The organism is Nonomuraea sediminis (assembly GCF_018531495.1).
GTDB classification, from domain to species: domain Bacteria; phylum Actinomycetota; class Actinomycetes; order Streptosporangiales; family Streptosporangiaceae; genus Nonomuraea; species Nonomuraea sediminis.
On sequence record NZ_JAHDTI010000012.1, the window covers coordinates 216,358 to 242,014 of the forward strand.

Genomic DNA, 25,657 nt, shown 5'->3' on the forward strand with positions numbered 1-25,657 from the left:
CATGGCAAACGGATCGGGAGCGCACCCCCTGCGGGTCCTTGTTGCCGGCGGCGGGATAGCGGGCCAGGCGCTGGCTTTCTGGCTCACGCGGGGCGGCCACAGGGTGACCGTCGTCGAACGCTTTCCGGTGCTGCGGGCCACCGGGGCGCAGGTCGACCTCCGGGGACAGGGCATCGAGGCCGTCGAGCGGATGGGGCTTCTTGACGCCGTCCGCGGCAAGCTGGTGGACGAGGCGGGTGTCGCCTTCGTCGACGCGCGCGGCAGGGCCAAGGCGACGATCATGGCCAACACCTCCGGCCGTGGCCGGCAGAGCCTCACGTCCGAGTACGAGATCATGCGCGGTGACCTGGTACGCATCCTGCACGACGCCACCGAGGACGACGCCGAGTACGTCTTCGGCGTGAGCGTGGACGGCTTCGAGCAGGACGGACAGAAGGTCATCGCGCACTTCTCCGACGGCTCCTCCGGCGAGTTCGACCTCCTGGTCGGCGCGGACGGGCAGGGATCGCGCATCCGGCAGGCGATCCTCCCGGCGGGCTTCGACCCGTACTGGCGGCTCGGCATCCACATGGCCTACTGGTTCATCCCGCGCACAGCGTCCGACAGCAACATCCGGGACACCTACATGGTCCCGGGTGGCCGTCAGATCATGCGCCGCAGCCACAACCCGACCGAGACCCAGGTGTACTTCGTGATGCGGGAGGAGTCCGAGGAGGCCTCGGCGATCCACCGGAAACCCGTCGAGCGCCAGCGGGAGTTCTGGGCGAGCAGGTTCCGCGACGCGGGCTGGCAGACCGAGCGCTTCATCGACGGCATGCGGACGAGCCCCTTCTTCTACTCCCAGGAGATCGTCCAGGTCCGAATCGACACCTGGTACAAGGGCCGCGTGGTCCTGGCCGGCGACGCCGCCCACTGTGCCTCCCCTTACAGCGGCATGGGCATCTCCGGCGGACTGGTGGGCGCCTACGTCCTGGCCGGCGAGATCAACCGGCACCCTGGCGACCTGCCCACCGCACTGGCCAACTACGACAGCGTGCTGCGGCCCTTCGTCGATGAGATTCAGGGCGAAGTGAATCCGCGTCTCCTGCGCCTGGGCATGCCGATGACCCAGCGTGCGATCGACGCCTTCCAGGCCGCCACCGCACTGGCCTGCTTTCTGCACGTTCCCGATCTCGCCGCGCGCTTTTCGAAGGAGGACCGCGGCGGCAGCTGGCAGCTCCCCGAGAACCCGGCGCTGATGAGCGCCGTCTGAAAGCGGCCGGACATCGGGGACCGATGGCCGTCGCGAGTAGCACCGCAAGAATGAAGGCGCTGGCCCGCAGAGTGTTCAGCGCCCTGTCGCCTAATCCCGACACCCTTGATCGGCTACTGGCGGCTGGGGACACGTTCGGGAGCGGAGGGCCGATCAGTTGAGGAGATCGACCGGCACAACGCCGCCCTGCCGGCTTTCGTCACCGGTCTGGTGTCGGCGCGCAAGCAGAAGCTGCTACACGGCCGCAACCTCCAGGCACAGATTGGGTTCCCCCCGACGCCGACACCTACGGCATCCCGGTCACTCGCAAGACGATCTCCCCGCAGCCGCCCCGGACTAGTCCCGGAGACGGGGAGCCGTTCACGCCCGAGCCCGCACTCAGCGACGCCGACTACGAGGCCGCCCTCCAGGTATTGGACGCCCAGCGCAACGCCCTGGGGCGCAACCCGTCGGGCGCGGCCGCAATGGATGAGGAGAGCATCCGCAACCTGCTGCTGGTCAGCCTCAACGCCCAGTTCAAGGGGACGGCCGCCGGGGAGTTGTTCAACGGCGCAGGCAAGACCGACATCCTCATCCGCGAACGCGACCGCAACGTGTTCATCGGCGAACGCAAGGTGTGGGACGGCGCCCAAACCGTCACCCACGCCATCGACCAGTTGCTCGGCTACCTGGTGTGGCGCGACACCAAGGCCGCCCTGCTGATGTTCATCCGGACCAAGGACGTGACAGCGACCATCCAGTCCGCGCCACCGCCGCCATCGAAGCCCACCCCAACTACAAACAGCGCGGTACGCATGACACTGACGGCCGCACCGACCTCGTGATGCATGCCAACTGCGACCCCGACCGTGAGATCAAGCTCGCGTTCCTGCCGTACGCTCTGCCTCGCGACGCCACCAGCCGCTTCGCCAAGGCCAAGCGTTGAGTACGGCGTCGCTCGCGCGGGCGGCAGCAGCATCGCGGCCAGGCGTGGCGTGCAGGCCGCGGTCGCTACCGCTTCGACGGGCTGATCGGCCATGCGGGTGATCCCATGCGACGACCCACTCACCTCGGTGGCCGGGCTGGGGGGCGTGGCCGTGGCCTGATGCGTCCGTTCAGTCGTCGGCGGCCTGTATCACGGCGGCGATCGGTTCGAGCCCCGCGACCAGTTCGTCGAGTTCGTCCGCGCTGAGTATGTCGTACGCCGGGGTTGCCAGCTCGTCGGTGAGGGCTTCGATCCGCTGCTTGGTCTCCCGGCCGGCGGGGGTGAACGCGCCGGCGGCGTTCACGAGGCCGCGGCCGCGCAGCCCGTCGACGACGGCGGCCAGCTGCGCCTCGGGCAGGTGGTGGATCCGGCCGAACTCCTCCGCCCTCATGCCGAGGGAAACAGCCATGAGGACGTGGGCCTCGGTGCCGCCGATGCCGTGGGCGAGAAGAGCGGCGTTGTGGCCGTCCCCACGGTGCTCCCGCAGCAGCGTCGCCGCGTGCCAGAGCTTGGCCACCGGCTCCTCGGGTACGTCGAGCGCCCGCAGCCCGGCGTACAGCACTCGGCCCTCGGTCGGCGCGCTGAGCGCTGCTCGGGTGGCGAGGTCGGCGACCCGTACCAGAGCGGGGGAGTCGGCGAGTTCCCCGATCATCTGCCGCAGCGCGGCGGCGCTGCTCCGCTCGCGTACGGCGATCGCCTCCTGCGGGGTGATCTTCCCCCACACCCAGGGGATGTGGCGCGCCACCTCGCCGTCGGCGAAGTTGTAGAAGACCGCGTGCACCACCTCGGCCGGTACCAGGCCCAGCGGCGCGGCTCGGCCCGCGAAGTATCCGTCCCAGTAGTTGCGCATGCCGAGGGCCAGGAACGCCTCGTTGGGCACCTCGGAGAAGGTGACGGTGGCGATCGGCTCGACGAGCTCGAACATGCGGTGGACCTTGGCCTGAGGGTGCGGCATCGTTCGCATCTCCCTTAGTCGTGGCAGCGCCCCTGGTGGGCGGCTTCTCACCCTGGCTACGAACAAGGTGGCCCGGATTCGACAATTCCGGTCGATTCTGCCGGGCAGTGTCGCAGAGGTACTCACCGGCGCCGACCCTGAGCATGAGGCCAGCGTCTTCGCGCGCCTTGCCGCTGGCCTCATGACAGACCGTGGGGTGTTGAGAATCGATCGATTCTCAACACCCCACACCCGGTCTCCTGCTACTACAACCCGGCAACCAGCACCATCGACGGGTGCCACCGGAATACGGCGGAAACGGGCCGCGGATTTGATCATCGGTCGTTAAGATCTGGGGGTTCGCGCTGGTTGGTGACGGTTGCCGGGGGGTCGGGTGGCGTCGATCGATCGGACCGCCTACCCGAGGTTCGCGCGGGCGGTGCCCACGCGGGAATTGGCGGAGGTGTTCACCCCGTCGCTGGCTGAGCTGGAGTGGGCGCGTGGCAAAACGCAGGATGATCAGCATCTGCTGGCGCTGCTGGTGTGGTTGAAGGCATACCAGCGGCTTGGGTACTTCCCGAAGCTCGCGGACGTTCCGCCGGTGGTGGCCGAGCACATCCGCGGCGTGATCGGATTGGCAGAGCAGGTCGTGCTGACCGACGCCGCGGAGCGCTCAGCCAAGCGGCATCGGAGCTTCGTACGCCAGCGCATGGGCGTGGTGTACGACGCGGCCGGGGTACGGGCGGTGGCGGCCGAGGCGATCCGCAAGGCGGTGCAGGCGAAGGATAACCCGGCCGATTTGATCAACGTGGCGTTGGAGGAGCTGGTTCGGGCGCAGTGTGAGCTGCCTGGTTACACGACGCTGGACGAGCTGACCAAGAAGATCCGTACCGAGGTCAATCGCGGCTTCTTCACGCTCGTGGCGGGCCGGGTTGATGCGGTCGCCCGCGCCAGGCTGGCCCGACTTCTGGTGGTTGATCCGGTCACCCGGCGCAGCGAGTACGACGGGCTGAAGGACGTGGCGCAGGCCGCGTCGCTGGGGAAGTTCAAGGCGCGCTTGGCGTTCTTGCAGAACCTGGACGCGCTCGGTCCGACGGAGAAGTGGCTGGAGGCAATCCCGCCGGGGAAGATCGCGCATTTCGCGGGCGAAGCTCGGGTGACCGACGTCGCCGACCTGCGCAAAGTGCTGGATGAGAACAAGCGGTTCACCCTGATCGTCAGCCTCCTGCACACAGTCCGGACCGGGGTCCGCGACGACGTGGTGACGATGTTCTGCAAGCGGATGGCCGCGATCCACAAGAAGGGCCGCGACCAGTTGGAGACGCTGCGGGAGATGCACCGCGCCGAGTCCGAACGGCTCTTGGGCGTGTTCGGCGACGTCCTGGACGGCGTCCGCGAGGCCATGACCTCCACAGAACGGCAGAGCAGTGAGGATAGCGCTGACACCGCGGCGAGCACACCGGACAGCGGCGATGGCCAGGAGGCGGTGACCGAGCGGGCGGGCCGGCTGGTGCTCAAGGCCCTCGACCAGGCCGGAGGTCTGGAGGCGCTCGCGGCCGCGCACGAGGCGGTCTCAGCTCATCACGGCAACAACTACCTGCCGCTGCTGGACCAGCACTACCGCTCGCACCGGTCAGCGTTGTTCACCCTGGTGGAGTCGATCGACCTGGAGTCGACCAACGCCGAGCGCAGCGTACTGGACGCGGTCGAGTACGTGATGGCCCAGCGCGGCGCCCGTTCCGCGTTCGTCCCCGAACGCCTCACCGTGGAGCGGCAAGGCCCCGATGGCGCCCCGGTGACCGTGACGCTGTCGATGGCCGTCGACGCGTTCGCTTCGGGGATGTGGCGCAAGATCCTCAAGGATCCGGCCCGGCCGGGGATGCTGGTGCGCCGGCATCTGGAGGTGTGCGTGTTCTCCTACCTCGCCGCCGAGTTGCGATCAGGCGATATCGCGGTGGCCGGGTCGGACTCCTACGCCAACCTGCACGACCAGCTCATGTCCTGGGAGGAGTGCGCGCCGTTGGTCGAGAAGTTCTGCATTGAGGCCGGGTTGCCGACCGAGGCCCGCGAACTGACCGCCTACTACAAGAAGGTCTTGGCCGACACCGCGGCGAGCGTGGACGCTGGCTACCCGGGCAACACCGACCTCCTCCTGGAGGGAGGTCGGCCCGTCCTGCGCCGCCGCAAGGGTACCGAGCGGAGCGCGGAAGCACTCAAGCTGGAGGAGGCGGTGCATGATCGGCTGCCGCAGCGCGATCTGCTGGACATCCTCACCCGCACTGCCTACCAGCTGGGATGGCACCATCACTTCGGGCCAGCCTCCGGCTCCGACCCGAAGATCAAGGAAGCGCTCGGCCGGTATGCGCTCACGGTGTTCACCTACGGCACCCTGCTCGGTCCGGCCCAGGTCGCCGCGCACATGCGGGGCAAGGTCAGCGCCGCCGAGCTTGCCCTGGCCGCGAACAAGCACGCCACCAGCGAGAAGATCGCCAAAGCGTCCGCCACGGTGATCAACGCATTCAACCAGCTCGACATCGCCTCGGTGTGGGGTGATGGCAAGACCGTGGCCGCGGACGGCTCACAGGTCGAGACGTGGGAGAACAACCTGCTCGCCGAGTCCCACATCCGGTATGGAGGCTACGGAGGTCTGGCCTACCGGCACATCTCGAACACCTACGTCGCCTTGTTCAGCCACTTCATACCCTGTGGGGTGTGGGAGGCGGTCTACATCATCGAGGGGCTGCTGAAGAACGCCTCGGAGATCCAGCCGGACACCATCCACGCGGACACGCAAGGCCAGTCGCTGCCGGTCTTCGGCCTGGCCGCACTTCTGGGCTTCGATCTGCTGCCCCGCATCCGCAACTGGCACGACCTGATCTTCTACCGGCCCGACACCGAGACCCGCTATGAGCACATCGACTCGCTGTTCGGCGACGAGGCGATCGACTGGCGGCTGATCGAAACTCACTGGACCGACCTGCTGCGCACCGCGATCTCCATCCGCCAGAACCGGATCTCCTCGGTCACCCTGCTGCGCAGGCTCGGCAACCACTCCCGCAAGAACCGCCTCTACCGGGCCTTTCGCGAACTCGGCCGCGCGGTGCGCACCATCACGCTGCTTATCTGTCGGATCCGGACTTGCGCGAGCAGATCACCCAGGTCACCAACCGCAACGAGGCCTTCCACGGCTTCTCCGACTGGCTCATGTTCGGCGGCAAGCTCATCGGCCACAACGACCCTGATTACCACGAGAAGATCATCAAGTTCAACGAGCTGCTGGCCAACTGCGTTATCTATTCGACCGCCTGCGACATCACCGACGCGGCTAACGCCATCGCCGCCGAAGGCCGCCCCGTCGATCCCGACGACCTGGCCACCATCTCGCCCTACATCACCCACGTCATTCGCCGGTTCGGCAACTGGATTCTCAACCTCAACACGCCGGCCGCTCCCACCACCCGTCTTGATCTCGAATCTCGCGTCCTGTTCGCCCCATAAGGGCCGCAGGCGGCTTCTCGCAGATCTTTGAACTATCGATATGGACCGGATAGCCCATGTGTCCGTGACGCCGCAGAGAATCCGTCACAGGGTGCCGGGGAAGCCTGGGAGCACGAGTTGGAAGAAGCCTTGGGCAGTGTAGGTGGCGAGCTTCCTGGCCTTTCCGGTCTCGACGTTCACCGCGTAGGCCGTGAAGGGAACGTATGGCGGGTCGAAGCTCGATCCAGGCGCGTTGTCGTCACGCTCACGGCAGTCCAGGGGCTTGACCAGGGCCGTGATCTCGTGAGGGCCGGTCCAGCTGCGCAGGTAGACGAAGTTGGCTGTCATGGACAGGCCCCGCACGGGGACCCTCCGGAGCACCTTGCCGGTTTTCCGGTCCAGGTGCACGAGGTCGGCACCGCTTCTCAGGCATCCGGTGATGCCCGCGTCCACGCTCTCCACCGCGACGACGCTGTGCCCGTCGGGTCCGAGCGCGCCGACCATGTAGTGCCCGGCGACGTCGACGGTTGTCGCGTTGCCCGCCGTGGACGTCTGCCACAGCCGGGTGATGGTCTGCAGACGGGTCTTAGGCGCGTACTGCGCCAAGGTGATCGTGTCACCGTCCGGGGACAGGCCGATGGGGTTCCAGCCGTTCGGCAGCGGCCGAGCCATGCGCTCGCGCATGTCGAACAGCATGGCGGGATCTTTCAGCGCCGGCGCCTTGGTGAAAGCGACGAAGCGGCCGTCATCCGACAGCAGGAGGTGCGCGATACTGCCGAGCCAGGCTTTGGGCACCTTCGTCGGCGCCGTGAGCACCGTTCCGGAGGCGAGGTCGCGCACCGCGAAGGTGCCGGCCTTGGTGTCGTAGTACGCGATCTTACGGCCGTCCCGGCTGATCACCAGCGGGCTCGGCCGGAGCCCCGACGGGGAACCGGACAGGGCCTGCGCCACCCGGTACGTCGTGCCACCACGGGTGACCACCCGCCATCCGCCGTTCACGCATCCCGCCGGCGCCTTGCCACGCTCCGGCCGGCAGAACGTCATGAAGGCGTGGCTCAGCGGCCCCACCCCGCGCGCCGGCAGGTCGCTCACCGTCCCAGGCGCGACGGCCGGGCGCGGCTCCGCAGGCAGCAGCCGTACCGCGGCCGTCACGCCGAGCGCGGTGGCGACGACCGCGGCGGCCGCGACGATCGAGGTCGTCCTGCGCCGCCGCCGCTTGCGGATCCCGATCGTCCGCTCGGTCAGGTCCACCTGAGGCGCGTTGTCGGCCACGTCGTCCAGCACATCTCGCAGCCAGGTCATCGGTGTGCTCCCTTCAAGTCTTCCATTTCGGCGAACTTCGGTGCCAGCTCCGGCGCGAGTACTCGTAACCGGGCGAGCGCATGATGGGCTTGGCTCTTGACCGTGCCAATCGAGCAGCTCAGCAGCTTGGCGGTCTCGTGTTCGGTGAGGTCCTCGTAGTAGCGCAGAACGATCACCGCCCGCTGCTTGGGCGGCAGTTGCGCGAGCGCTCGCAGCATGACGATCCGAACGATCGTGGAATCCTCGGTAGAGTACGGCCGATCCGGTGGCTCGGCGCTCGGCAGCTCGGCCACCCTGGCCAGACGACGGCGCCAGGAGATGTACTGGTTGACCAGGGCCCTGCGGGCGTACGCCTGCGGACTGGTGACGTCCGCCAGCTTGGGCCAGCGGCTGAGCACCTTCAGCAGCACACTCTGCAGCAGGTCCTCGGCCAGGTGGGCGTCCCCCGTGAGCAGGTAGGCCGTCCGCATCAGCGACTGCTGATGGACGGCCATGAACTCGCGGAAGCTGTCATTGGGGTCCAAGATGACTCCTCTCACCCGTTACCGACGCCCGTGATCGGCGGATGGTTGGGTCGCTCCATCTCGCAGCCGGAGTCGAAAGCAGGCGGCCTGGGCGAAGCCTGAGCCACTGCGGTGAAGCTCAAGCTTCTGGCGTGGTCGGGTGCCCTTGGGTGGAGGCATGCCACGAACGGCTCATGACGTAGATACGGGAGACTCCGCCACGCAGTCCTTCTGGTAAGAGATAAGCCTTGGGTTCCCTGAGGCGTCTGCGGCCTGACGTGCCCCTGGACCTGGGCCTTCTGCCTGGAACTCCGAGAGTTTTCGAAGTTGATGAGACTTCAGAGATTCTGAAGGTCTATCGTCCTCCTCGATCGTCTGACATTGCTGGTGAAGACGAGGAGGCGTGGGTTGAGCCTGTCCGTCGTGCGAGACCTCCGTGAGGCGCGTGCCCCGGTCGGCCCGGAGGAACTGGTCGCGTTCGAGACCGATGTGCTGGCCGGGTTCGTGCTCGCCCGCGCGGCCGCTGGCCTGTCAGACGCCACGATCAGCTCTGACGTGATTCATATCGAGCAGGTCCGGGCATGGTTCGGCCGACCGTTGTGGGAGATGGAACCGGCCGACGCCGACGCCTACTTCGGCCAGGTACTACGCGGTGCGGCCAAGGGCACCCGGTTGTCTCGGGCCCAGGCGATCAAGACCTACTTCTTGTTCCTGGAGCTACGACACAAGATCGAGATCCACCAGCTGACCGGGCACGTGGTGGAGTGCCCGATCGATGAGATGAACCGGCCGCGCGGGCAGAAGGACGCGGCGCTGCGGATCCCGCCCAGCGCCGAGCAGGTCACCCGCCTATTCGCCGGCTGGCGCGAAGAGCTGGCCACCTGCCGCAAGTTCGCTCCCACCGCCCGCAACTACGCGGCGGCCCGGCTAATGGCCGAGGTTGGCCTGCGGGTGAACGAGGCGCGCAGCCTGGACCTGGCCGACGTCAAATGGGAACTGGGCAGGTTCGGCAAGCTGCACGTCCGCGTCGGCAAGGGCGCCCGTGGCTCCGGCCCGCGCGAACGGATGGTTCCGCTGATCAACGATGCCGGGCGGACGCTGCGCTGGTTCGTCGAGGACGTCTGGGGCCACTTCGGCGACGATCACACCCGTCACGCAGCTCCGCTGCTGCCCTCGGAGCGCAAGAACGCTGACGGCACCGCCGCGCGGGTCGGCACCGAAGCATTGCGCGCCGCGCTGGCCGAGGCCGCCGCCAGGCACCTGCCCGACTGGAGAGAGAAGCTGACACCGCACGTGTTGCGGCACTTTTGCGCCAGCCGGCTCTACTTCGCCGGGATGGACCTGATCGCGATCCAGGAGACGCTCGGCCACGCCTGGGTGGCTACCACGATGAACTACATCCACGTCCACCGCACGCACGTCGAAGAGGCATGGCTCGCCGGACAGCAACGGGCCGCCGACCGGTTGAAGGGGTTGATCCCATGAGGTGGAACCTGCGCCTGGCCGCCGCCAATCGCGGCATATGGAAGGCCAGCGAGTTGCAGCGACTGCTCGCCGAACGCGGCATGGTGATCAGCGCCGGGAAGATGTCCGGCCTGTGGTCAGGTCACCCGGCCAGCGTCAAGCTGGAGGACTTGGACGTCATCTGTGCCGTGCTCGGCTGCGGCATCGCCGAACTGTTGATCCCCGAGCCCGAACTCGTGCCTGCTCCCGCTGAGAGCGGCGAGACGCAGATCAAGGCCGTGGTCGAGGCGGCCGCGGTGACGCCTAAGCGCAGGGACGGACGGTCGCTGCCACCAGCCTGATGGGCTACGTCTCCCCGGCCAAGCCTGCGGCGACCTGCGTGGGTTGCTACGCCTGGGGCGTGCTCCCGGGCCGGTACTGCCATGCCTGCTACACCTTCGGCCAGCTCCACCAGGTCGGCGAGTGCGCGAGCTGCTACCGAGATGCCCCGATCAAGAAGGGGTACTGCCGATTGTGCTGGCTGCAGGCCAGCTTGGAGGCGAAAGGCCAGGTGACCGTGCTGGAACCGTTCCTGCGCGGGCTCACCTGCCAGCAGTTGTTCTTCAGCAACATGCACCGGCAGCGATCCAAGGGCCCCGGACCGCGGATCGGGCGACAAGGCCGCCGACGCCGACGGCCCAACCCACCATCTACTGAACCGGACACCTCTCCAGACCGCTGGACTCAGCTGCGATTGCCCATCGCAGCGCGTCGCGACTACACCGGTTTCGACCGGCGCCGCCATGCCGACCTGGCAAACCCCGCGCTGTGCTCGGCCCGCATCGCGGCCGACACGCTCGCCGAGGCCCGGGGCTGGACCCGGTGGATCGTCAATGACGTCGACCGGGCATTGGTCACACTGCTGTCCCGCCATACCCCCGGCGACATGATCCGCTTCTCGGAGCTGTTTCCCAAGCTGCGCAACCACGGTCTCAGCGTCGAGCGCACCGTCGAAGTCCTCGTCCACGTCGGCATGCTCGATGATGACCGCATCCCCGCCTTCGACCGCTGGCTCGCCGGCAAGCTGAGCGGCATCGCTCCCGGAATCGCCGTCGACGTCGAGGCATGGGCACGCATGCTGCACGCGGGCGGGCCTCGCCAGCGAGCACGCAGCATCCAAACCGTCTGGAGCTATCTCACCGAGATCCGGCCCGTCCTGCTCCACTGGTCACTTACCTACGATCACCTCCGCGAGGTCACCCGCGACGACATCGTGACCGTCAAAGACGCCCTGCAGGGCGCCAAACGAGAGAACGCCATCGTGGCGCTGCGCTCGCTTCTGCGCTTCTGCAAGAAGACCGGACGGATCTTCCGCGATCCCACCATCCGCATCCGCATCGCACGCCGACCGGACAAGGTGATCCTCCCCCTCACCCCCGGCGACATCGGCCGGGCCGTCGCCACGGCGGCAACACCAGCGATCCGCCTCATCCTCGCCCTGGCAGCCGTCCACGCGGCCCGGCCCAAGATGATTCGTAACCTGCGGCTCGACGACATCGACCTGGGCAACCATCGCATCACCATCGGCGGCCACCCACGTCCGCTCGACGAACTCACCCGGCGGGCGCTGCTGGCCTGGCTGGACTATCGGCGCAGCCGCTGGCCAGGCACCGCCAACCCTCACCTGCTGCTCACCCAGCAGACCGCGATGGAGACCGCACCGGTCGGCAAGCTCTGGGTCACCCATGCCGTCCGGGGCCTGACCGCCACCCTGGAACGACTCCGCGTCGACCGGCAACTCGAAGAAGCCTTGACCCACGGTCCCGACCCGCTGCACCTGGCCGCCGTGTTCGGCATCGACGATAAGACCGCCATCCGCTACGCCAACGCGGACAGACAGCTCCTCCAAACCGCTGCGGAACAAGGTCCTGACCGCGATGCACCGAGCGAAATCCGCTCGGCAACAGACCACAGCAATCCATAACCTGACCCTCATGAGCGAGGAAATCGATCTGGTCCGACGCGGTTACAACGCACTGTCTTACCGCTACCGCAGCGACGACGCCGACGAGGGTGAGTACACCCCTTGGCTCAAGGATCTCCAATCCCGCCTATCCACCCGAGGATCCGTGCTCGATCTCGGCTGCGGCTGCGGTATCCCCGTTGCGCGTTCACTAACCGCAGCCGGGTATGAGGTGACGGGCGTCGACATCAGCGACGTTCAGATCCAGCGGGCGCGTCGCCTCGTTCCCGCCGGAACCTTCGTGCAGGCCGATGCCGTGGCCCTCGAGCTGCCACACGCCTCCTTCGACGCGGTCATATGCCTCTATGCCCTCATCCACATGCCCCTTGAGCAGCAGCCCCGCCTCATCGAGCGCATCGCCTCCTGGCTGCGCCCCTCGGGCTGGCTGTTGATCACCACCGGCTGGGAGGCTTGGACCGGCACCGAAGACAACTGGCTCGGAGGCACCACGACAATGTGGTGGAGCCATACGGACGCGACCACCTACCGATCCTGGCTGCAGAAAGCCGGTCTGGAAGTCGCCTCCCAAGAGTTTGTCCCGGAAGGCAACAGCGGGCATGCCTTGTTCTGGGCACGCAAACCATCTGACTGATACACGGGGTTCACCACGAACCCGGGGGTCGAAAACGGCCACCGCCCCGGAAGACCCTCGGGTTCATGCTGAGCAACCTTCAGTTCGCGTGAACTCCGGGCTTTCACGGCCCGGAACTCCTAAAGCTACGGCGAGCCGCAAAGTAGCGGTGAGCTATCTTTCGGGTTCGTCGCGTAGTGGTTGCAAGTAGGTCCATCCCGGTGAAATGGGCGACCTTTTCCTTGATCGTGAGCCATGTCCTGGTGGTGGTCTCGGTCTGGGAGTGGTGGGGATGCGCGCGGAGTGGGAACCGGATGAGCTGATCGGTTCGTGGACGCTGGTCGAGGGTGATTGGAAGCTGATCCGTAACAAGTCGGGCGCGACGCGGTTGGGGTTCGCGTTGTTGCTGAAGTTCTATGAGCTTGAGGGCCGGTTCCCGGACGGTCCGCAGGCGGTTCCGCTGGTCGCGGTCGACTATGTGGCGTCGCTGGTGAAGGTCGACGCCGGGGAGTTCGCGAAGTACCGGTGGACGGGGCGGACGATCGAGTATCACCGCAAGCAGATCAGGGAGGCGTTCGGGACGCGGCCGGCGACGGAGGAGGATGAGGACCGGTGGGCACTGTGGCTGGCGGAGGAGATGTGCCCGACGGAGACGAGTCGCCAGCGGCTTGCTGAGGCGCTGCGCCGCAGATGCCGGAGCGAGGATGTGGAGCCGCCGACGCCCGGCCAGGTGGAGCGGGTGGTGGGGTCGGGCCTTTCCAAGTTCGAGGTGGCGTTCTCGGAGGGTGTGGTGGGCACACTGGGGTCGGTGGTGTGCGGCAGGTTGCAGGATCTGCTGGATCGTCCGCATGTGCTGGCGGAGTTGAAGTCCGACCCGGGTCCGCTGGGGTTGGACACGTTGCTGGCGGAGATCGGGAAGCTGGCGACGGCTCGGTCGCTGGGGCTGCCGGACGGGGTCTTCTCCGGGGTGTCGGATCGGATCGTGGCGGCGTGGCGGACGCGGGCGATGCGGATGTACCCGTCGGACTTCGAGGACAGCTCCGAGCCGGTGCGGTACACGCTGCTGGCGGCATTGTGCTGGACACGGCAGGCCGAGCTGGTCGACGGGCTGGTCGGGCTGCTGATCGACCTGATTCACCGGATCAACGCGCGGGCCGAGCGGCGGGTGGAGCGGGAGCTGGTCGGCGAGTTGACGAAGGTACGGGGCAAGCGCGGCATCTACGTCAACATGATCAAAGCCGCGATCGAGCGCCCCGACGACACGGTGCGGGAGGCGGTGTATCCGGCGGTGCCGGGTGGGGTGGGAACGCTGAAGTCGCTGGCGCGGGAGCTGATGGCCACCGAGCGGGCTGTCTCCGAGCGGATCCGCTACCAGCTGCGCGGCTCCTACTCCCACCACTACCGGCGGATGCTCGGGCCGATCCTGGCGGCGTTGGAGTTCAAGTGCAACAACACCGCCTACCGACCGGTGATGGACGCGATCGACTTGCTGTCTCGGTACGCGGGGGTCGCGGCGACCGAGCGGTACTACGCCGAGACCGAGCGGGTGCCGATCGAGGGCGTGGTGCAGTGGGCGTGGCGGGACGCGGTGGTGGACGCCGAGTCCGGGCGGGTCGAGCGAATCCCGTACGAGCTGTGCGTGCTGATCGCGTTGCGGGAGGCGCTGCGGCGCCGTGAGGTGTACGTGCAGGGCGCTGGCCGGTGGCGCGATCCGGACAAGGACCTGCCCGGCGACTTCGAGACCAACCGCGACGTCCACTACGCCGCCCTGTCCAAGCCTCTGGATGCCACCGAGTTCATAGCCGACCTCAAAAGCCGCCTGACCGCGGGCCTGGACCGGCTGAACACCGGCCTCGTCGAGGGCACCACAGGAGGCGTGAAGATCACCACCCGGAAGGGCAAGCCGTGGGTGTCGGTCCCGAAGCTCGACAAGCTGCCCGAGCCGAAGAACCTCACCGCTCTGAAGGCCGAGGTGCAGCGCCGCTGGGGCACCATCGACCTGCTGGACATCCTGAAGAACACCGCGTTCATCACCGACTTCCCCGACCTGTTCACCTCGGTCGCGACCCGCGAGGTCCTGTCCAAGGAGACCTTGAGTAAGCGGCTTCTGCTCGTGTTGTTCGCGCTCGGCACCAACATGGGGATCCGACAGATGTCAGCGACCGGTGAGCACGGCCACACCGAGGCCGAGCTACGGCACGTCCGCCAGACCTTCATCACTCGGGAGAACCTGCGTGCCGCGATCGTGTCCGTGGTGAATGCGACCCTGGAGGCCCGGGATCCGAAGTGGTGGGGGAAGGCGACGTCGACGGCATCGGACTCAAAGCGGTTCGCCTCCTGGGACTCCAACCTGATGACCGAGTTCCACGCCCGGTACGGCGGCTACGGCGTCATGATCTACTGGCATGTCGACAAGGGTCGGCTGTGCGTCTACTCACAGCTGAAGTCGTGTTCCTCCTCGGAGGTTGCGGCGATGATCGAGGGGCTGCTGCGGCACGGCACCGACGTCGATATAGAGGCGAACTACACCGACACCCATGGAGCTTCGCTGGTGGGTTTTGCCTTCACCGAGGTCCTGGGGTTCAAGCTGCTGCCCCGGCTGAAGAACATCGGCGCGATCCAGCTGTACGCGCCGACCGCGAACCAGGCCGCGTGGCCGAAGCTGGCGAAGGTCCTGAAGCAGCGGCCGATCGACTGGGATCTGATCGCCCGCAACTACGATCAGATCATCAAGTACGCGACCGCGCTCCGCCTTCGCACTAACGAGGCCGAGCAGGTGCTGCGCCGGTTTATGAAGTCCAAGAGTGGGGGCCCCAAGCAGCCGGTCTACCTCGCCCTGGAAGAACTCGGCCGGGTCGTGCGCACCATCTTCGCCTGCGACTACCTCGCCGACGAGGAACTCCGCCGTGAGATCAACAATGGGCTGCAGGTCGTGGAGAACTGGAACGGCGCCAACGACAAGATCTTCTACGGTCGCGAGGGCACCCTCACCGGTTCCGATCGCGAGCACGCCGAGGTGTCCATGCTCGCACTGCACCTACTCCAGTCCTCGCTGGCGTTCATCAACACCCAGCTCCTCCAGGCCGTGCTACGAGATCCGAAGTGGGCGCGGAAGCTCACCGACGAGGACCACCGGGCGCTCTCACCCCTATTCTGGGTCCACATCAACCCCTACGGCCGGTTCCGCCTCGACATGAACACCCGCCTCGATCTCAGTCTGGCCGCCTGAGGACGAGTTCATGCCGATCCCCGGTCGTTCCGGGGCGCGCGGATCGGATGTCCCAGGTCGGCTCGTGGAGCTGATCGTTGTACACGATGATGTCAGCGTGCTCGGTCGGGCGGGCTGTCGCGAAGTAGAGCTGTTGGGATGGGATGTAGCGGTGGCGCCGGGACCGTTCGATCTCGGCGGCATCGGCGGATCCGGCCATCGCCATGCTGCGGGTCAGGGCGCGATCTATGGTCTGCTCGAAGTTGACGGACACGAAGATCTGCAGATCGATCTAGCTGGGCCCGATAGTCCTATGACGTCGGCGCGGCCCCGCCAACCCCGGAGACTCTGATGTGCTGATGTCCTACCCGGCGGGCAGGATGGGCGCGGGAGGTACAGATGAGCGACATCGCGGACGTTCCACCCGCCGTTGTGGGCCGGCTCCGGGTGATCTGCGGGGAGCTGCCCGAGGCGTACGAGGAGCCGGCGTGGATCGGCCTGCGGTGGCGGATTCGCCGGCGGACGTTCCTGCACGTCTACACCACCGACGAGAGGGGGTCGGCGTACATCGATATGGACGATCCGGCCATCCTGATGACCTTCCGGGCGCCGCCCGGGGAGTTGGCCGCGCTGGCGCATGCCGGCCCTCCGTTCTTCCGGGCCGACTGGGGTGTGAATGTCGTGGGAATGGTGCTGGACGACGAGACGGACTGGGTCGAGGTTGCCGAGCTGGTGACGGACAGCTATCGCGTGCAGGCGCCCCGCCGCCTCGCGTTCCGGCTGAAGGCAGGTGGATGAACCGCCGGCTACCTCCCCACGTTGCCGCTTATCCAGGTTCGGTGCTGAGAAACATTCCTATTCACGGTGGATAGGTCGGGTTGCCGCACTGGCCAGAGATATTTCAGGAGACGATTCCGATGACGACATCACCCAGTGCCGCATGCTCCGGCCGTCTGGCCGGATTTGCGGGTGCAGTTCATTCCGGGCGTGATCGGCTTCACGAACTGGTAGATGCCTTCGCAGGTCCACCGCGGCGTGACATCGAGGAAGACCTCGCGTCGTTCGTTGGGGAAGCCCGCATTGCTGGTCTTTCCGTAGCCGGTCGTGACTACCTCGCCGGTCGGCACCGCGCCCTGGCTGGGCAGTGCGGGTGCGATGAGGGGCTCCGACAGCAAGATGGGCTGGTCAAGCGCAGGATCGCGAGATCGCCGTCCATTGCCGGGACGCGCCTTCACTCGGTTCGGGCACCGGCCTCGAGCACGGTGAGGTCGCGGACCGCATACCGGTGATGCTCGGCCTCTTCCTTGCACACCACCGTGAGGCAGCGGCGCACGACGTACTCCCGGTCCGGATATGGGTCCGCCGGCTTGCGACCACACACCCGATCGAGCTCGGCCTCGGTGAGCTCGTCGACGACCCGGCGCATCGTGGCCATGCGGGCGAGCCGCGGCGCGAGTACCTCGTCGAGCGTCGGGGTGGCATCGAGGGTGAGCCCGAGCTTCGCCGATGCTTCGGCCGGCATCCCGCCGCCAGGAAGGCCCAACGGGTGGTACGGCGCGTCCTCCTCGAGCACGGCGTTGCCGATCCAGGCATCGCTGGCCATCAGCAGATGCCGCTGCGTCTCGACGAACGACCACTCGCCGTCGACCTGCTCGTGCAGCTTCGCCTCGGGTAGGCGCCTGGCGCGGTCGAGCGTCTCCTCCCATTGCTTCTCGATGGCATCCCAAGCGGCCCGGTATTCGGCGGCGGACGTGGCCTCACGGGCCAGCACCCGGTTGGGATGCAGCCGGTCGAGCTCGGCCTCGACGTAGGCGGTCACGTCGACGTCGTTGACAACGACACGCTCGAAGCCGCCACCGAGGGAGACGTTGCCCCCATAGCAGTCCACGATCTTCAGGCCGGTGACGTCGCAATCGCGAATCTCGAGGCCGGAGAGGTCGCACAGGTGGATGCGGGCACCACGGAACTGGTCACTTTGGGTGTACTCAGCAGGCATCGGGACAGTTTCCCGTATCCGTCCCGCCCGCGCCAGTGAATGGCACAACGTGAGGGTTGCGTGTTGCGTCCGGGTGGGGGAGTGCGGGATCGAGCATCTTGGCGAGCGCTCGACGATCGATCTTGCCCGCGCAGACCGCCCGAAAGAAAGGCAAGGTCGGCGGCCGCCGCCCCGTGGTCGACGACGACAAACGCGCCGCGATCTTCGACCGTCGCCGGCGCGGGGAATCCATCCGCGTCATCGCCGCCGGGGTGAAGGTCTCCGTCGGCGTCGTCCACAAAACCCTCGCAGCCGCTGCCGAGGGCAACCCCACTGACCAGCCCCCGACTCCCTGAGGAGCACGCCGTGCCGCCGCCCCAGATCCCGCCCGGCCCGCCGACGCCCGCACGCGGGCCACCAGCTCCGAAGCCGCGGCGTCGTCGAGGGGTTTGCCTTCGTGGTGGACAGGCGCGGGACGGGTGCGGAAGACTGCCTCGATGGCTGCTGAGTACGCCCAGAGTGACCAGTTCCGTGGTGCCCGCATCCACCTGTGCGACCTTGCCGGTCTCGAGATCCGCGATTGCGAGGTCAGCGGTCTGAAGATCGTCGACTGCTATGGGAGCGACGTCTACCTCGGTGGCGACTTCGAGCGTCTCGTCGTCAACGACGTCGACGTGACCGCCTACGTCGAGGCCGAGCTCGACCGCCAGCACCCCACGCGGGTGCTGGCGCGTGACGCCGCGTCCCCCGACGACTATCGGGCTGCTTGGGATGCCATCGAGACGCTGTGGGCGGCGACACTCGACCGCGCCAGGCTGTTGCCCGAGGCCAAGCTGCACGAGCAGGTCAACGGCGAGTGGTCGTTGGTCGAGACCCAACGGCACCTGCTGTTGGCCAGCGATGCCTGGCTCGGAAATGCCGTGCTGGAGGAGGAAGCGCCGTACCACCCGTTGGGCCTCCCTCACGGCGGGATGCCGCCCGACGCGACGGCGAAGCTCGGTCTCACCCTCGAAGCCACCCCGACGCTCGACGAGGTGCTCGCGCCGCGGCTCGCCCGCATGGCCACGATGCGGCGTGTCGTCGACGGGCTCACCGAGGCCGAGCTCGATCGGGTATGCGGTCGCAAGCCGGCGGACCCGTATCCCGACCAGGAGTACGTCGTGCGCCGCTGCCTCAAGGTGGTGCTGAAGGAAGAGGCCGAGCATCACCGTTATGCGGTGCGCGACCTCGCCGTGCTCGAGGCCGGTGCCTGAGCTGGCGCTGACCCGGCCGGAAATGACCTCCAGCCGCATTGCGTGCTGCTACTCCCGGCTCCTCAACTCCCGTCCCTGCCAGTTCCGACCTGCGGAAACGGCCCAGTGATCGTTATCGCGCCGGACTTATCCCTCGATGTTCGAGCCGTAACCCTCGCGCGCACACCTGCCGCGACCAGGGGACTGCCCCTTTCGCCGTTACTTGGTCTGCTGAACCGCCCCACGCGCTGCCTTACCGCCGATATGGAGCGGGCTGCAGCGCCGGGCCGAGCGTGCCGCCGGGAATGATCCTCCCGTTCGCGGCCAGTTGCACCGCGGTGGCCGCCGCCTGCAGCATTGCTTCCTGATGCGCCGGGCTCAGCCGCTCGTACGGCCGCCAGAGGTTCAGGCCCGCCCGGAACGGCAAGTCCGCGGCGTCCCAGACCTGGTGCAGGAGGGCGGCCGAGCCAGGGCCGGCCCGGGAGGCGACCATGCTGACCTCGTCCAGCAGCGTACGCAGCAGCCGCAGCCATTCTCCGACATGCACCGTGCGCGAGGGCAGTGTGACGCTCCCGGTGGCGATGCCCTCGAAGGTGAGCCGGTCCAGCGCGGCGACGGCGTCCGGGACCGGGCAGGGAGTCATCGGCTCGCCGTAGCGGTGAGCCCGGCGAACCTCGTGGACTCTTTCCAGGCGGCATCCGTGTTCCGCGCAGCTGATCATGAGGGGGAGCGCGGCGAGCAGGAGGATGCCGCGGTCGGCTGAGCAGGTGGGGCAGACCCGTCGTGCCGTCCGCCACGGGCGGCTCCGGCTGGCAGCCAGGGCACCCAGCGTTTGACGACGTGATATCCGGCCCGGCCCGGCGGCAGTAGAACAGAGTCCGGCCGGACATAGGCAGAGAAGGCCTCCTGGCCGTCGAAGGGATTCAGGGTGTCGGCCAGCCACGGCACACATCCGGTGATCGTCATCCGGCGTAGCCGGCCCACCTCGATGCCGGTCCGGGCGGCGAGCGCGTACACGATGACCGTGGGCGTCTGGTAGTCCAGGTCTGCGCCGCGGTCGAACCGTGCCGACGCCGGGCCGAGGTTGTGAGTCAGCAACTGCTCGACCGACAGGCGGTACACCCCGGCGAGACGGCCGAGTCAGGAGGTCAGCGCCTCGCCGGGGCCGGGCTCGGGGTGAACGGGCCAGCGGCGCACACCGTCCGACACGCCCTCGCGCGTCACACCAGCTCGCGTTCGAACTTGCGGCGCCGCTCGGTCGGGCCGGCGTAGGAGGCCATGAGCAGGGTGCGCTGGTTGATGGCCTCCTCGCCGGACTCGATCGCCGCGACGGCGGCCTCGGTGAGCAGGTGATGGCGAGGCGGCTGCGTACGGCCGGTTCTCGGGTGCTCCCTCCCAGGCGGAGTTGGAGCGGTTCTTCTTCCTCGACGACGTGGACAGGGCGCTGGTCGCCGAACGACGCGGATCACACCACCGCCTCGGCTTCGCCCTACAGGTGACCACGGCTCGGTTCATCGGCCGGTTCCTCCCCGACCCGCTGGACGTGCCCGTCGATGTCCTGCACTACCTCGCCGACCAACTCGGGATCGAGAACATCGCCCAGATCGCCCGCTACACCGAGCGGCGTAGCACGCCCTTCGAGCACCAGGAGGTGATCCGCGACGCCTACGCGTTGAAGGAGTTCTCCGAGGCGGAAGCGGACTTCGTCGCCTGGGCGGACGCCCGCGCCTGGAACACCGGCGACGGTAAGAAGACGATCTTCTATGACGGGGTGACGTGGCTGCGCACCCAGAAGATCCTGCTCCCCGGCGTGACCACGCTTACCCGGCTGGTGGCCAAGGTGCGCGATGCAGCCACCGACCGGCTCTACGCCACCTTGTATGAGGTGCTGTCCCCACGTCAGCGGACGATCCTGCAGATGCTGCTGGAGGTGCCGGACGGCAGGCGCGCCTCCGATCTGGAGCGCTGGTGTAAGGGCCCGGCCGCCACCTCGGGCAAGAACCTGGAGAAGGCGCTGGAGCGCGCGGCCGAGATTCTCGGCGTGGGTCTGGGTGCGATGCCGCTGCCGCTGGAGGTGCCGCATCGGCGGATGGTGGACCTGGCCCGCTACGGGATGCAAGCCACGGCCACGACGTTGCGCCGCCACGGGCCTTCTCGCCAGCTCGCGACGCTGCTGGCCACGGGGATCTTCCTAGAGGGGAAGGCGGTCGACGACTGCCTGGAGATGCTGGATCTGCTGGTCACCACCGAACTGCTCGGCAAGGCCGAGACCGCCGCGGGCAAGGAGCGGGCGCGTCAGCACCCCAAGCTGGCCAAGCACTCGGCCACCCTCGCCGCGGCGGTGGAGATGCTGCTGGAGGTCACCGAGTACGGCGAGGAGTTGCGGCTGGATCAGGTGTGGGAGGCAATCGACGCCATCGTGCCGCGGCGGGAGCTGCGCGAGGCGGTCGCGGCGGTGACCGAGATGGTGCCGCCGCCCGACAGTGACGCCGACGGCGAGATGCGGGCGCTGCTGGCCTCGCGGATCGCCACCGTGTCAGGGTTTCTCAAGACGCTGACCACGGTGATCGACTTCGGCGCCAACGCCGAGGGCGCGCGGGCGCTGGCAGCGATGAAGCAGTTGCCCCGCCTGCTGGACGGCCGCAAGAAGAAGGTCACCGAAGACGACATCGACCCCGCGCTGGTGAGCGGCTCCTGGAAGCGGCTGGTGTTCAAGAATCTGCCGAACGGCAGCACCCTGGACAAGAACGCCTACACCATGTGCGTGCTCACCCAGTTCCACCGCCACCTCAAGCGCCGAGACGTCTACGCCGAGACCTCGGCCCGCTGGCGAGACCCGCGCGGACAGCTCCTGGACGGCGCACGCTGGCAGGCGGCCAAGGGTCCTGCCCTGGTCGACCTGCAGCTCCCAGAGGATCCCGGCCAGATGCTCGCCGAGCACGCACTGGTGCTGCACCTGGCGCTCAACGACATCGCCGGCCGGGTCGGGCGCGACGGGGTAGACGTCAGCGTGGACGCCGAAGGGCGCCTGCATGTCGCCAAGCTGACCGCCCTGCCGGAACCACCATCGCTGATCGACCTGCGCAAGCGAGTCCTGGCGATGCTGCCGCGGGTCGACCTGCCGGAACTGCTACTGGAGGTTATGGGCCGGGTTCCGGTGTTCGAGGCCGCGTTCACCTCGGCCGCCGGCGGGGTGAGCAAGCTGGCCGACTTCCGCATCTCGGTCGCGGCCTGCCTGACGGCCCAGGCGCTGAACATCGGCTACGCGCCGGTGGTCAAGGCCGGGACGCCCGCGCTGGAGCGCGGCCGGCTCTCGCACGTGGCGCAGAACTACCTCTCAACCGAGACCTACACCCTGGCCAACGCCCCGCTCATCGACGAGCAGGGACAGCTCGGCTTCGCCCAAGCCCTCGGCGGCGGGCTGGTCGCGGCTATCGACGGGATGCGGTTCGTGGTCCCGGTGCCCTCCATCTACACCCGGCCGAACAAGAAGTACTTCGGCCGCTCGCGCGGGATCACCTGGCTCAACATGATCAACGACCGTGGTGTGGGGCTCGGCGCGAAGGTGGTCACCGGCACCGTGCGCGACTCCCTGCACATGATCGACGTGGCGTTCCGGCGTGACGGCGGGCCGCGCCCGGAAGTCCTGGTCACCGACACCGGCTCCTACAGCGACGTCGTCTTCGGGCTGGTCCACCTGCTGGGCATGCAGTACCGGCCCGCGCTGGCCGACATCCCCGACCAGAAGGGCTGGCGCATCCAGGACGCCGACTACGGCAGCCTGTCGCGCTTCGCGCGCGGGAAGATGGACCTGGACAAGATCAGGCGGCATTGGGGCGACATCCTGCGCGTCGTGGTGTCGATCTACACCGGCGAGATTCGCGCCCACGACCTGATGCGCATGATCCAGCGCGACGGCAACCCCACCCCGCTGGGCGAGGCGATCGCGCACTACGGCCGCATCTTCAAGACGCTGCACATCCTCACCTACGCGGTGGAGGAGCCCTACCGGCGCGACATCAAGGGTGTGCGCAACCTGCAGGAGTCCCGGCACGCCCTGGCCGGGAAGATCTTCCACGGCAAGAAGGGCGAGCTGTATCAGCGCTACCACAAGGGCATGGAAGACCAGCTCGGCGCGCTCGGCCTGGTGCTCAACTGCGTCACGCTGTGGAACACCTTCTACATCGACCGGGCCCTCGACCAGCTCAAAGCCGACGGCTACCCCCTGGCTGAGGAGAACGTCGCGCGGCTGTCGCCGTTCGTGCGCCAGCACCTCAACGTGATCGGCACCTACTCCTTCGCCCAGCCCGACCTCGGACCCGCCGGTGTCCGCCAACTCCGCAACCCCGATGAACCGGACTGGGAGGACGACAGCCTGTAGGCATCGGCTCGCCCGGCACCATCACGAGGGAGTACACCCATGCAGACCGTCACGCTGAACAACGGCGTCCAGATGCCGATCCTGGGCTTCGGGGTCTTCCAGACCCCGGCCGAGCAGACCGAGCAGGCCGTCGCCGACGCCTTGGCCGCCGGGTACCGCAAGTTCGACACCGCCGCCTCGTATGAGAACGAGGAAGCCGCCGGCCGCGCCCTGGCCGCCAGAACAGGGGCTCTGACCCGAACTGTGTGGAGGGGGGACGGTAGGTGACGACAATGATGTCGCCTGTTTGGCTGCTCCTCAGGTGTCCGAGGTGTCCAACGATGTGGGTGTCTGTTGTGCGCCGCGCCAGCGCCAGGTGATGAGGGTGGCCGCGATGGTCGCCGACACGGGCAGGTTGATGCCGAGGTCGTCGGGCCATGGCCACTGGTGCGCGCCGAGCCATGCCGAGGCGCCGACGTTGACAAGCCAGCCGGCGAGGCTACCGAGCAGGGTCGCTGCGGTGGCGACCGTGGCGATCATGGGGAGGCGGGGTCCCGATCTCAGCCACGTGTGGCGTGGGCCGCGCCGCTGCAACCAGGCGCCGGTCAGTGCGGCCACGACGGCGGAACTGATGCCGATGGAGGTGAAGGCGGAGTGCAGGAGGCTCGCCTGCCCGCTGACCAGCCCGCCAACCCCAGCTACGAGTGTGGGCGCCACATAGGCCACCACGACCTCACGCCAGAGCGTGAAGGGCGTTTTGCCGTGTTCCGCGGGGACCGCGGACCGCTGGTGCGGCGCCGTCCGTGCATGCAAGGCCGTACGCCACCCGTCATCGGTGCCCGCCCAGGCGATGTAGCCGTCGGGGCGGACCAGTACAGCGGGACCGTCGTCGTGGCGCTCGACCTGCACCAGCTCGGTCTGGACCGGCGGCGTGCCCGGCGGGCGGATGAGAAGGAACCCACCTGAGCGCGTCTGTCCGACCGTCGTGCCGTCGGACAGCGCGATCGTCGTGGCGCGGGTACCGACCAGGCGGTGCTGGCCACGGGTTCGCGGGTAGCGCAGAGCGGTGCCGGACAGACCGCCGACCATGAAGCGGGTGACCACGGGCACGCTGAGCAACCAGGTACCAGCATGGTCGCGGATCGCGCGGGAAACGCGTCCGCCGAGTGTGATGCTGCGCATCATCGTGCCGCTGGTTCGCAGCGCTCGGCGACCGATGGGGTGACGCTCCTGGTGATAGGTGTCGAGCAGACGCTCGGCATCGCCACCGAGGACGGCGTCGAGCTTCCACGCCAGGTTGATCGCGTCCTGGATCCCGGTGTTCATCCCCTGACCGCCAACAGGCGAGTGGACGTGGGCGGCGTCTCCGGCGAAGAAGATCCGTCCGTGACGGTACTGCTCGATCTGACGTTCGTCGCAATGGAAGCGGGACGCCCAGCCGATCTCCTGGACGCCGACCTCGCGTCCCATCGCGCGGTCGAGCACCTCGCAAACGTCGGCCTCATCGATCCCGGCGGTTTCCGGCACCTGACGGCGGCGGTCCCAGGTCATCGAGCGATACCAGCCGTCACCGTAGGGCGCGAGGAAACCGAACGCGTCCCGGGCGCTCGCGCCCACAGTCAGCTGCCCTTTGGCCGGCGGCCGCGTCGGAAGCACGTCGGCCAGGACGACCGAGGACAGCACGGTTTCGCCGGGGAATGCCACGTCGAGCAGGTCGCGCGTGGTGCTGTGTGCGCCGTCGGCCGCGATCACCCAGGTGGCACGCACTCGCGAGGCGTCCTTGGTTCCCCTCGCCCGCACCATCAGGGTGACGCCGTCGTCGTCCTGGGACAGGCCGAGGAGTTCGACTCCGCGGCGTATGTCGGCTCCGTGTTCGCTGGCGTAGTCCGCGAGCAGGCGATCGACGTTGGGCTGCGGAGTCACCAGGGTGAAGGGGTAGGGCGAATCGTCCTGATCGAGCCGCAGGACCGCGCCTGGCCACAGGCTGACGCGAGTCGCGCGTTCCCCGAGTTGGAGTAACTGCTCGGTGATGGTTCGACCTGCGACGGTTCGACTCGCGAGCAACTCCAGCGTGCGCGGCTGGATAGTGAAGGCGCGGCTGGCCGGGTTGGGTGACGGCCAGCGTTCCACCACCACCACGCGGCGGCCTGCGCGGGCCAGATCACCAGCGGCGGTCATCCCGGTGGGGCCGCCGCCGATCACCGCGACATCGCAACAGTCCACGGTATGCATCTCGCTACCTCACTCCCTGGTCCGTTCATGGATCGGCTCGAAGCGTCGCAGCGGCTCTCGCGCAGGACCACCGACGGTGGCGAACCTTGGTTGCGGGTGACCGCGAAACCTGGTTGAGTTGCGTGTGCAACTCAAAAGCTACCTTGACTTGCACACGCAAGTCAACGGGCGAAGGAGGCGA

At 67.8% G+C, this 25,657-nt stretch carries 21 protein-coding genes and 1 pseudogene; 13 read left to right on the forward strand and 9 right to left on the reverse strand.

Going from position 1 to position 25,657, the window contains the following annotated elements; all coding sequences use genetic code 11:
- The first annotated feature begins 1 nt into the window (after nucleotide 1).
- Both KIK09_RS40825 and KIK09_RS40830 read left to right on the forward strand, forming a co-directional pair.
- Nucleotides 2-1,252, forward strand: a complete 1,251-nt coding sequence (locus KIK09_RS40825; protein WP_214324864.1) for an FAD-dependent monooxygenase — start codon at nucleotides 2-4, stop codon at nucleotides 1,250-1,252.
- A 413-nt stretch (nucleotides 1,253-1,665) separates the two neighbouring features.
- Nucleotides 1,666-2,076 carry a hypothetical protein gene (locus tag KIK09_RS40830; RefSeq protein WP_214324865.1) on the forward strand — a complete coding sequence of 137 codons (411 nt, stop codon included), beginning with the start codon at nucleotides 1,666-1,668 and terminating at the stop codon, nucleotides 2,074-2,076.
- A gap of 270 nt (nucleotides 2,077-2,346) precedes the next feature.
- On the opposite strand, the gene KIK09_RS40835 is transcribed toward KIK09_RS40830, so the two are convergent.
- Nucleotides 2,347-3,171: an SCO6745 family protein gene (locus KIK09_RS40835; protein WP_214324866.1), complete on the reverse strand. Its 825-nt coding sequence runs from the start codon at nucleotides 3,169-3,171 to the stop codon at nucleotides 2,347-2,349.
- Nucleotides 3,172-3,544: 373 nt separating this feature from the next.
- Between KIK09_RS40835 and KIK09_RS40840 the strand changes: the two genes are divergently transcribed.
- Nucleotides 3,545-6,679 (forward strand): Tn3 family transposase, encoded by a 3,135-nt coding sequence (locus tag KIK09_RS40840; RefSeq protein ID WP_214324867.1) that lies wholly within the window; start codon nucleotides 3,545-3,547, stop codon nucleotides 6,677-6,679.
- A gap of 53 nt (nucleotides 6,680-6,732) precedes the next feature.
- Here the strand turns inward: KIK09_RS40840 and KIK09_RS40845 are convergent, their stop codons facing one another.
- Both KIK09_RS40845 and KIK09_RS40850 read right to left on the reverse strand, forming a co-directional pair.
- Nucleotides 6,733-7,929, reverse strand: coding sequence for a TolB-like translocation protein (locus tag KIK09_RS40845; RefSeq protein WP_214324868.1), 1,197 nt, complete (start codon nucleotides 7,927-7,929; stop codon nucleotides 6,733-6,735).
- The gene (locus tag KIK09_RS40850; protein ID WP_214324869.1) at nucleotides 7,926-8,453 is read right to left on the reverse strand and encodes a SigE family RNA polymerase sigma factor; all 528 of its coding nucleotides are present in this window, start codon (nucleotides 8,451-8,453) and stop codon (nucleotides 7,926-7,928) included. The genes KIK09_RS40845 and KIK09_RS40850 overlap by 4 nt, the downstream gene beginning before the upstream one ends.
- A gap of 402 nt (nucleotides 8,454-8,855) precedes the next feature.
- Here KIK09_RS40850 and KIK09_RS58410 point away from each other — a divergent pair, with 402 nt between their 5' ends.
- The 5 genes from KIK09_RS58410 to KIK09_RS40875 all read left to right on the forward strand — a co-directional run bounded on the left by KIK09_RS58410 (nucleotide 8,856) and on the right by KIK09_RS40875 (nucleotide 15,698).
- Nucleotides 8,856-9,917 carry a tyrosine-type recombinase/integrase gene (locus KIK09_RS58410; RefSeq protein ID WP_214324870.1) on the forward strand — a complete coding sequence of 354 codons (1,062 nt, stop codon included), beginning with the start codon at nucleotides 8,856-8,858 and terminating at the stop codon, nucleotides 9,915-9,917.
- The gene (locus KIK09_RS40860; protein WP_214324871.1) at nucleotides 9,914-10,237 is read left to right on the forward strand and encodes a helix-turn-helix domain-containing protein; all 324 of its coding nucleotides are present in this window, start codon (nucleotides 9,914-9,916) and stop codon (nucleotides 10,235-10,237) included. The genes KIK09_RS58410 and KIK09_RS40860 overlap by 4 nt, the downstream gene beginning before the upstream one ends.
- Nucleotides 10,237-11,859 (forward strand): tyrosine-type recombinase/integrase, encoded by a 1,623-nt coding sequence (locus tag KIK09_RS40865; RefSeq protein ID WP_214324872.1) that lies wholly within the window; start codon nucleotides 10,237-10,239, stop codon nucleotides 11,857-11,859. The genes KIK09_RS40860 and KIK09_RS40865 overlap by 1 nt, the downstream gene beginning before the upstream one ends.
- A gap of 10 nt (nucleotides 11,860-11,869) precedes the next feature.
- Entirely contained in the window at nucleotides 11,870-12,490 is a 621-nt protein-coding gene (locus tag KIK09_RS40870) for a class I SAM-dependent methyltransferase (protein WP_214324873.1), read from the forward strand.
- Between the two features lie 271 nt (nucleotides 12,491-12,761).
- Nucleotides 12,762-15,698 carry a Tn3 family transposase gene (locus KIK09_RS40875; RefSeq protein ID WP_214324874.1) on the forward strand — a complete coding sequence of 979 codons (2,937 nt, stop codon included), beginning with the start codon at nucleotides 12,762-12,764 and terminating at the stop codon, nucleotides 15,696-15,698.
- Here KIK09_RS40875 and KIK09_RS40880 read toward each other — a convergent pair.
- Nucleotides 15,682-15,951 (reverse strand): nucleoside/nucleotide kinase family protein, encoded by a 270-nt coding sequence (locus KIK09_RS40880; RefSeq protein ID WP_214324875.1) that lies wholly within the window; start codon nucleotides 15,949-15,951, stop codon nucleotides 15,682-15,684. The two genes, KIK09_RS40875 and KIK09_RS40880, sit on opposite strands and share 17 nt — an antisense overlap.
- 125 nt (nucleotides 15,952-16,076) lie before the next feature.
- Here KIK09_RS40880 and KIK09_RS40885 point away from each other — a divergent pair, with 125 nt between their 5' ends.
- Nucleotides 16,077-16,475, forward strand: a complete 399-nt coding sequence (locus tag KIK09_RS40885) for an MmcQ/YjbR family DNA-binding protein (RefSeq protein ID WP_214324876.1) — start codon at nucleotides 16,077-16,079, stop codon at nucleotides 16,473-16,475.
- A gap of 128 nt (nucleotides 16,476-16,603) precedes the next feature.
- Here KIK09_RS40885 and KIK09_RS40890 read toward each other — a convergent pair whose 3' ends face one another.
- Nucleotides 16,604-16,852, reverse strand: coding sequence for a S1 family serine peptidase (locus KIK09_RS40890; RefSeq protein WP_214324877.1), 249 nt, complete (start codon nucleotides 16,850-16,852; stop codon nucleotides 16,604-16,606).
- 56 nt (nucleotides 16,853-16,908) lie between these two features.
- Complete coding sequence (locus tag KIK09_RS40895; RefSeq protein ID WP_214324878.1) at nucleotides 16,909-17,673, reverse strand: DinB family protein; 765 nt, start codon at nucleotides 17,671-17,673, stop codon at nucleotides 16,909-16,911.
- A gap of 122 nt (nucleotides 17,674-17,795) precedes the next feature.
- On the opposite strand from KIK09_RS40895, the gene KIK09_RS40900 reads away from it, so the two are divergent.
- Entirely contained in the window at nucleotides 17,796-18,008 is a 213-nt protein-coding gene (locus KIK09_RS40900; protein WP_214324879.1) for a hypothetical protein, read from the forward strand.
- A 141-nt stretch (nucleotides 18,009-18,149) separates the two neighbouring features.
- The gene (locus tag KIK09_RS40905; protein WP_214324880.1) at nucleotides 18,150-18,905 is read left to right on the forward strand and encodes a DinB family protein; all 756 of its coding nucleotides are present in this window, start codon (nucleotides 18,150-18,152) and stop codon (nucleotides 18,903-18,905) included.
- Between the two features lie 232 nt (nucleotides 18,906-19,137).
- Here KIK09_RS40905 and KIK09_RS40910 read toward each other — a convergent pair whose 3' ends face one another.
- Together KIK09_RS40910 and KIK09_RS40915 are read right to left on the reverse strand one after the other, a co-directional pair.
- The gene (locus KIK09_RS40910) at nucleotides 19,138-19,527 is read right to left on the reverse strand and encodes a hypothetical protein (RefSeq protein ID WP_214324881.1); all 390 of its coding nucleotides are present in this window, start codon (nucleotides 19,525-19,527) and stop codon (nucleotides 19,138-19,140) included.
- A gap of 74 nt (nucleotides 19,528-19,601) precedes the next feature.
- Nucleotides 19,602-20,006 carry a hypothetical protein gene (locus tag KIK09_RS40915; protein ID WP_214324882.1) on the reverse strand — a complete coding sequence of 135 codons (405 nt, stop codon included), beginning with the start codon at nucleotides 20,004-20,006 and terminating at the stop codon, nucleotides 19,602-19,604.
- A gap of 247 nt (nucleotides 20,007-20,253) precedes the next feature.
- Here KIK09_RS40915 and KIK09_RS40920 point away from each other — a divergent pair.
- Together KIK09_RS40920 and KIK09_RS40925 are read left to right on the forward strand one after the other, a co-directional pair.
- Nucleotides 20,254-23,265: pseudogene (locus tag KIK09_RS40920) on the forward strand (Tn3 family transposase); the annotation flags it as partial.
- Between the two features lie 39 nt (nucleotides 23,266-23,304).
- Nucleotides 23,305-23,532: an aldo/keto reductase gene (locus KIK09_RS40925; protein ID WP_214324883.1), complete on the forward strand. Its 228-nt coding sequence runs from the start codon at nucleotides 23,305-23,307 to the stop codon at nucleotides 23,530-23,532.
- Nucleotides 23,533-23,562: 30 nt separating this feature from the next.
- On the opposite strand, the gene KIK09_RS40930 is transcribed toward KIK09_RS40925, so the two are convergent.
- Nucleotides 23,563-25,476 (reverse strand): FAD-dependent oxidoreductase, encoded by a 1,914-nt coding sequence (locus KIK09_RS40930; protein WP_214324884.1) that lies wholly within the window; start codon nucleotides 25,474-25,476, stop codon nucleotides 23,563-23,565.
- Nucleotides 25,477-25,657 lie beyond the last annotated feature (181 nt).